We start from the raw sequence: 7,350 nt of genomic DNA, 5'->3' as shown, positions 1-7,350 counted from the left end.
AATTTTGTTACCGAATTATCTAACCTTTACAGAAATGACATAAAATGAGAGAAAAAATTCCCTTAAACTGTGGCAGAAAATTATTAAAGTTTAATCTTCTTTCCACTTTCAGCAGCTTTATAAATGGCGTTAATGATTCTAACATCTTTAATTCCTTCTTCGCCTGTAATATGATTTGGGAGTTTTTTATTGGCTAAAATAACTTTAGAAATCTCATCCATTTGAGTTTGTTGCTGGTTGATAACAGGAAAATTAAATGGTTTTCCATCCGATCTTTTGCCTACAAAAGGTCCATAACTTACAGCAGGGCTCATCTCAAAGAAACCTTCATCGGCAGCGGCATAAAACCGGTCAATGCCAAAACCACACGAACTGCTGCAATTAGCAACAGCACCGCTCGGAAATTCCATTTGCCAAGTGATATTTTCCTCAACTTGAGAAAACATATTTTTATTATTGACATGTCCAAATTGTGCAGTAACGGCAATTGGTTCTTCGCCTAGAACATAACGCGAAACCTGAATGCAATAAATTCCTAGATTGATTAAACAACCGCCGCCGGCCCATTTCTTAGTCAGTCTCCATTGATTGCGGGCGTTTAAATCAACAGGTTTATTTATGTCACGAACATCATAAGTGCTATAGCCAAGACCAGTTTCAATATAGCGAACCTGTCCCAAAACTTTTTCTTGTCCCAATCGTTTTATTTCTAGATGATTAGGTTCGTAATGCAAGCGATAACCCATTGCCAATTGTACGTTATTATCGTTGCAAGCTTTTATCATTTCCTCACACTCTTCGGCGGTAATGGCCATTGGTTTTTCGACAATAACATGTTTTCCAGCTTTTGCAGCGCGGACAGTAAATTCTTTATGCAGTGCATTTGGAGTAACGACGTATACTAAATCAATGTCTTTATTTTTTACGATTGAATCGAAATTTTCATAGTTGTAAATATTCTTTTCAGGAATGTTATACTTCTTTTTCCATGTTTCAGCTTTTGATGGTGTTCCGGTAACTATTCCGGCAAGCCGGCAATATTCAGAGACCTGAAGTCCTTCAGCTAGTAATGAAGCATAGTTTCCTAAACCGCACAAAGCAATATTTAATTTTTTCCCAGTATAAGGCTGATGTGTTTTTTCTGTTTCGGTTAGAAAAGAAGGAAGCGTAATCATTACAGCCGAAGCTCCAACACCAAGTCCTAATTTATTTACAAAAGAACGTCTTGTTATTTTTTCCATAAAATGATTCTTTAAAAATTAAATACTATTTAATTAGTAAGCCGATTTGAGGAAATGTTACATTTGTGATTGAAATAGATTTAACCGCAAAGAGCGCAATCCCGATAGCTATCGGGAGCGTGAGAAAATTTATAGACAAAGATTTGAAAAAATAATTCGTGAATTCGTGGCAGAAAAAACACCTGTAAAAACAAAATCGTTTTATATATTTGAAATCAGGATAATTTTTGCATTATTTGCAAAATAAAACAAAAAGCACTGAATTAAATTAATTTATAACAGCAAAGCATTATATGGCATTTTCAAGTTTATTCCGAAAGAAAACAGTACAGGATATTCTGAAGCAGGTTGCACAGAACGAAACAGACGGTCATAATGCCTTAGGAAAACATTTGACAACTAAGGACTTAACGGCTTTTGGAATAGCAGCTATCGTTGGAGCAGGAATTTTTAGCACCATTGGAAAAGCCAGTGCAGACGGTGGACCAGCGGTTATTTTCTTATTCTTATTTACTGCTTTAGCCTGTAGTTTTGCCGCTTTTGCTTATGCAGAATTTGCTTCGATGGTCCCAGTTTCTGGAAGCGCATACACTTATTCGTATGTAGCTTTTGGAGAATTAATTGCTTGGATTATCGGTTGGGCTTTAATCATGGAATATGCCGTTGGAAATATAACCGTAGCCATATCGTGGAGTGATTATTTTACGGGACTTCTCCAGAGTGGCGGGATTCATTTACCGCAATGGATCCAAATGGATTACTTAACTGCATCAAACGGTTTTAAGGATGCCGAAGCTTTAATGCGAGGCGGAAAATCATTCGAAAATTTAAGTGTTGCGTTACAACAGGCACACACAGCTTGGACCACAGCACCAACAATAGGATCTTTCCATTTTGTAACCGATATACCAGCTTTATTCATCATTATTTTGATTACAGCTTTGGTTTATAGAGGAATGAAAGAATCTCGTAACGCAAGCAACTTAATGGTTGTCGTAAAACTTTGCGTAGTGCTTTTAGTAATTGCAGTTGGAATATTTTATGTAGATACTGCAAACTGGAGTCCGTTTGCGCCAAATGGAGTTAGCGGGGTTTTAAAAGGAGTTTCAGCAGTATTCTTCGCTTACATTGGTTTTGATGCGATTTCGACAACTGCCGAAGAATGTAAAAATCCGCAAAGAGATTTACCGCGCGGTATGATGTGGGCCATTATTATTTGTACACTTTTATATATTGCCATTGCTTTGGTTTTAACCGGAATGGTAAAATACCACGAATTAAACGTTGGAGATCCTTTGGCATTTGTATTCGATAAATTAGACTTAAAGTGGATGTCTGGAATTATTGCTGTTAGTGCAGTAGTAGCAATGGCGAGCGTTTTATTGGTTTTCCAAATGGGACAGCCTCGTATCTGGATGAGTATGAGCCGTGATGGTTTATTGCCAAAGAAATTTTCTACGGTTCATCCAAAATTCAAAACGCCTTCGTTTGCAACTATAGTTACAGGTTTTGTGGTAGCAATTCCAGCATTATTTTTAAACCTTACAATGGTAACCGATTTATGCAGTATCGGGACTTTATTTGCCTTTGTATTAGTTTGTGCAGGAGTTCTAGTATTGCAGAACAAACCTGAAATTCCTAGAGGAAAATTTAAAACGCCTTATATCAATTCAAAATTCATTTTGCCTGTTTTAATGATTGCTGGATTGTATTATGCTTTTGCATTCAACAATAAAGCTACTATGGCGTTTATCAATAACGATCCACAGATTTACGATGCTACTTCGATTGTAACTTCTTTAGATAAATCTGAATCAGAACAAGTTTTCAAATATTTAGAAAGTATCGAGGTTAAGAATAAAACTGCTGAAACTTCAGATTTAGAACATTTACTAGGACAATATCAGGATGATGAAGCCAAATATGCTGAGGTTGTAAAAGGTCTTCCAATTGCTGATTCTGCAAAATATGAGTCTGGTTTTGGTTTGTTTAAACACAAAATTCCAATGTGGATATTCTTATTCGTTTTGGTTGGATTAGCGGTTTGGGCTTTCAGAAAAAATCTTTCTTTAATTCCGCTTTTAGGATTAATCTGCTGTTTGTACATGATGGCAGAGTTAAGCGTTTGGAACTGGATTTATTTTACAATCTGGTTAATCATCGGATTACTAATTTTCTTTACTTACAGTAGAAAAAATAGTAAGCTGAACTTTGTGGATAAGTTATAAGTTAAGAGTTATAAATTATAAGTGAGCCGTTCTGAATAATTTCAGAACGGCTTTTTTTATGGAAAAATTATTTGCACGCAGATTTTAAATGATTGTAGCAGATTTAGTTTTGGATTTTTATATAAAAAAAACGGTTTAAATCTGCCTTAATCTATTTAAATCTGTGTGATATAAATTTTAAAGTTTAACTCATTCGCAATGAGAACGTTTTAAAATATTATAATTTTTATACAAATATTCTTAAATTTTAAAAGGACTTTTCCTTAAGTTTGTTTCTCGCAAAATTTAAATTATTTTTTTAGTACATGAGTTTTCTCGATAAAATATTGGGCAAAAAAGAAGCTCCAATACAATCTTATAATGATTTCTGGAATTGGTTTTCAGCAAATGAAAAAGCATTTTTTAAAACGGTTCAAAGCGGAGAAAATATACATCAAGGTTTTTTTGATAAACTAGCTCCAAAGCTGGATGAAATACACGAAGGAATTTATTTCCTTACCGGAATGTTTGACGATCAGACCGCTGAGTTGGTTTTGACGCCAGATGGAGCAATTAGAAACATTTACGCTATAGAAGAATTGGTTGCGAACGCTCCTAAAATTGACGGTTGGAAATTTACAGCTCTAAAACCGGCTTCGGATATCAATAATATAGGCATTACTTATCAGGATTTTGAATTCAGTAAAGAAAACCTGAAATTTTATCCTCGTGTTCACGAAGATTATCCAGACGAAATAGATTTAGTAATTGTTTATGATCATTTTATTGAAGAGAAAAAATCTAATATAGCTAACGGAGTTTATATTTTTCTGGATAATTATTTGGGCGAACTGCATTCTGTTACCTTAATTGATAATCTTGTAGTTGCAGGACCAGAACAAACTTCGGAAGAGTTAATACCGATTGAAAAATTAAAAGATTATTTAATTTGGAGAGAAAAAGAATTTGTTGAGAAATACGAAGGAACTCGACATAATACGGAGAATGACAGTTATGCTAATTTTGAAGGTAAAAAGCAAGATGGTTCAATCGTTTTGGCTTTGATCAATACCACAATTATTGAGTGGGACAAAAAAGCATCACATCCATGGGTTTTTATAGTGGCTGTTCCTTTTGATGATTGCGATAATGGCGGATTACCAGATGAAAAGACATACAAACTATTGGATGAAATCGAAGAAGAAATTGTATACAGTTTACCAGATTCCGAAGGCTATTTAAATGTGGGAAGAGAAACCGCAAACAATAAAAGAGAAATCTTTTTTACTTGCAAAGACTTTAGAAAACCATCAAAAATTGCCGATGAATTAATTAAAAAATATAGTGGAGTTTTTGAAATAAGTTACGAAATCTACAAAGACAAATATTGGCAATCGTTTAGACATTTTGAGCCAAGATAAAGTGCAAAAAGCCGTTCTAAGATTTTAGAACGGCTTTTTAATTTCCAAAAAAAATCCGCTTAGAGAAAAGCTCTCCAGCGGATTCAAAACAATCTAAAAAAAATGTGCAAATTTATTAATAGAGTGATGTTTCTTATTTATAGGGAAGTAAAAAAACTTAGTCCCGATGGCTATCGGGATAGCAACTCAGAACCTTAGAATCTTTTTTTTAAAACTCCAAGTTCAACCATACAAGCTTTCATCATTTCGTAAGTGCGCTGAATATCGTTGTCCAAACCAATAGAAAAACGAATCAATCCATCGGTTAATCCCATTTCTTTCTGTTCTTCTAACGGAATTTCACTGGAAGTTGAAGTTCCAGGCGCGCTAAATAACGTTTTATAAAAACCTAAACTTACCGCTAGATAGCCTAAGTTTCGTTCCTGCATTAATTCCATTAATTCGTTAGCTTTTTCTAAAGAACCTACGTCAATCGTCAGCATTCCACCAAAACCATATTCAGGATTAATCATCGTTTTGTATAATTCATGACTCGGATGACTTTTCAATCCTGGATAAACCGTTTTTAAACCATCTTTTTCAAACATATCAGCCAGAAAATGCGCATTGTGGCTGTGTTGTTTAATTCGGATATGAAGTGTTCTAAGGTTTTTCATCACACTTGCAGAACGCAAACTATCCATCGTTGGTCCTAAAAGCATACTCGCACCCGAATTGACGTTTTTCAACGAATTGATAAATTCTTTAGAAGCACAAGTCACGCCGCCAACCGTATCGCTGCTTCCGTTAATGTATTTTGTCAAACTATGAATTACAATATCAGCACCTAATTTTGCAGGAGAAACTGATAATGGCGAAAACGTATTGTCAACAACCAATTTCAAATTATGTCTTTTAGCAATTTTAGCCAAACCAGAAATATCGGCTACTTCCAAAAGCGGATTACTAACCGTTTCGCAATACAAAACTTTAGTTTTTGGTGTGATTGCAGCTTCAACAACATCCAATTTTGTGATGTCAACAAAGCTTGTTTCAATGCCGAATCTTGGCGTGAAGTTTTTTAAGAAAGCGTAAGTTCCGCCATAAATAGTTCGGCTCGAAACGATATGATCTCCCGCACCGCACAGTTGCAATAGAGTAGGCGTAATCGCCCCCATTCCAGAAGACGAAACGTTTGCCGTTTCCGTTCCTTCCATCGCTGCCAAAGCCTGATCTAAGTATAAATTACTTGGAGATGAATGGCGCGAATATAAATAACAGCCTTCCATGTTGCCTTCAAAAGTATCAAACATGGTTTTAGCCGAAAGAAAAGTATAAGTCGATGAATCAGAAATCGACGGATTCACACCGCCAAATTCGCCAAAATATTGCAAATCCTGTATTTTATCTGCTGGGTTGAAATTTTTCATTATAGTTAGTTTCAAGTTTTTATTTGTTTCAAGTTGCTAAAATTGCAATTGTCATCCTGAGCGAAGTCGAAGGATAAGGAGCTATTCCTGCTATCCGTTCCAATCTTTTGTGCCGAACCCCGGCACAAAAGGATTTCCACTTCTATCAGGGCTAGGCACTCATTTTAAAAAGAAATTTTATTCAAAATAAAATCTAATTAGAAAATTAATCAACTATGAATTGAATAATTAGATTTTAAAACTACTAAAATGTATTTATAGTGATTTTTAATCTATATTTGAAATAGAAAATGTGATTTTATAGATTTTCTTTCATCTTCTAAAAACAAACAAAAATGACTTTAGACGCTACAGATAAAAAACTTCTGGTTTTACTTCAAACCGATAGTAAAAAAACAACCAAAGAATTATCATTAAAACTTGATCTTTCGGTTACGGCAGTATATGAACGAATTAAAAAATTAGAACGCGAAGGCATCATAAAAAACTACGTGGCATTAGTAGATAAATCCAAAATCGAAAAAGGATTTGTGGTTTTTTGCCATTTAAAACTCATTCAACACACAAAAGAATTTCTAACCAAATTTGAAAGTGAAGTCATTAAACTTAATGAAGTTCTAGAGTGCCATCACGTAAGCGGTGATTACGATTATATTCTGAAAGTTCTGGTAAAAGATATGGAAGCTTATCGAGAGTTTTTAGTCACAAAACTGACTTCACTTCAACATATTGGAAGTACGCAAAGTATGTTTATGATTAGTGAAGTGAAGAATTCTACGGTGATTTCTTTCTAAGATGCTAAGGTTCTGAGTTGCTGAGGTTCTAAGTTTTTTTTTGTAGAGACGCACTGCAGTGCGTCTAACGTACAGTTTGACATCCTGAGGAACAAAGGATCACACCCGAAACTCTACAAAGATTAGCGATTTTGCATGCGGAGCTTCTAGTGTGATCCTTCGTTCCTCAGGATGACAAGTTTGCGTATAAATTTTGCGACTTTGCTTCCGATAGTTTAATTGAAAAACAAAAAAACTTTGCGTCTTCGAGCCTTTGTGGCAGAAAACCTTCCTCCAAA

The 7,350-nt window shown here is 34.9% G+C and carries 5 protein-coding genes; 3 read left to right on the top strand and 2 right to left on the bottom strand.

What is annotated here, in order from left to right; translation table 11 throughout:
- Positions 1 to 83: 83 nt before the first annotated feature.
- Positions 84 to 1,241: a Gfo/Idh/MocA family protein gene (locus tag NU08_RS21830; protein ID WP_129749151.1), complete on the bottom strand. Its 1,158-nt coding sequence runs from the start codon at positions 1,239 to 1,241 to the stop codon at positions 84 to 86.
- A 293-nt stretch (positions 1,242 to 1,534) separates the two neighbouring features.
- On the opposite strand from NU08_RS21830, the gene NU08_RS21825 reads away from it, so the two are divergent.
- Together NU08_RS21825 and NU08_RS21820 are read left to right on the top strand one after the other, a co-directional pair.
- On the top strand, positions 1,535 to 3,469 hold the full coding sequence (locus tag NU08_RS21825) for an amino acid permease (RefSeq protein WP_129749150.1): 1,935 nt from the start codon (positions 1,535 to 1,537) through the stop codon (positions 3,467 to 3,469).
- A 305-nt stretch (positions 3,470 to 3,774) separates the two neighbouring features.
- Entirely contained in the window at positions 3,775 to 4,869 is a 1,095-nt protein-coding gene (locus NU08_RS21820; RefSeq protein ID WP_129749149.1) for a DUF695 domain-containing protein, read from the top strand.
- 194 nt (positions 4,870 to 5,063) lie between these two features.
- On the opposite strand, the gene NU08_RS21815 is transcribed toward NU08_RS21820, so the two are convergent.
- Entirely contained in the window at positions 5,064 to 6,278 is a 1,215-nt protein-coding gene (locus tag NU08_RS21815; protein WP_129749148.1) for an aminotransferase class I/II-fold pyridoxal phosphate-dependent enzyme, read from the bottom strand.
- Positions 6,279 to 6,613: 335 nt separating this feature from the next.
- On the opposite strand from NU08_RS21815, the gene NU08_RS21810 reads away from it, so the two are divergent.
- Positions 6,614 to 7,072, top strand: coding sequence for an Lrp/AsnC family transcriptional regulator (locus NU08_RS21810; RefSeq protein WP_012024199.1), 459 nt, complete (start codon positions 6,614 to 6,616; stop codon positions 7,070 to 7,072).
- Positions 7,073 to 7,350: the final 278 nt, after the last annotated feature.

Origin of the sequence: Flavobacterium anhuiense, assembly GCF_004151235.1 — a bacterium.
Lineage (GTDB): Bacteria > Bacteroidota > Bacteroidia > Flavobacteriales > Flavobacteriaceae > Flavobacterium > Flavobacterium anhuiense_A.
This window is presented reverse-complemented; position numbering and strand designations above follow the sequence as displayed.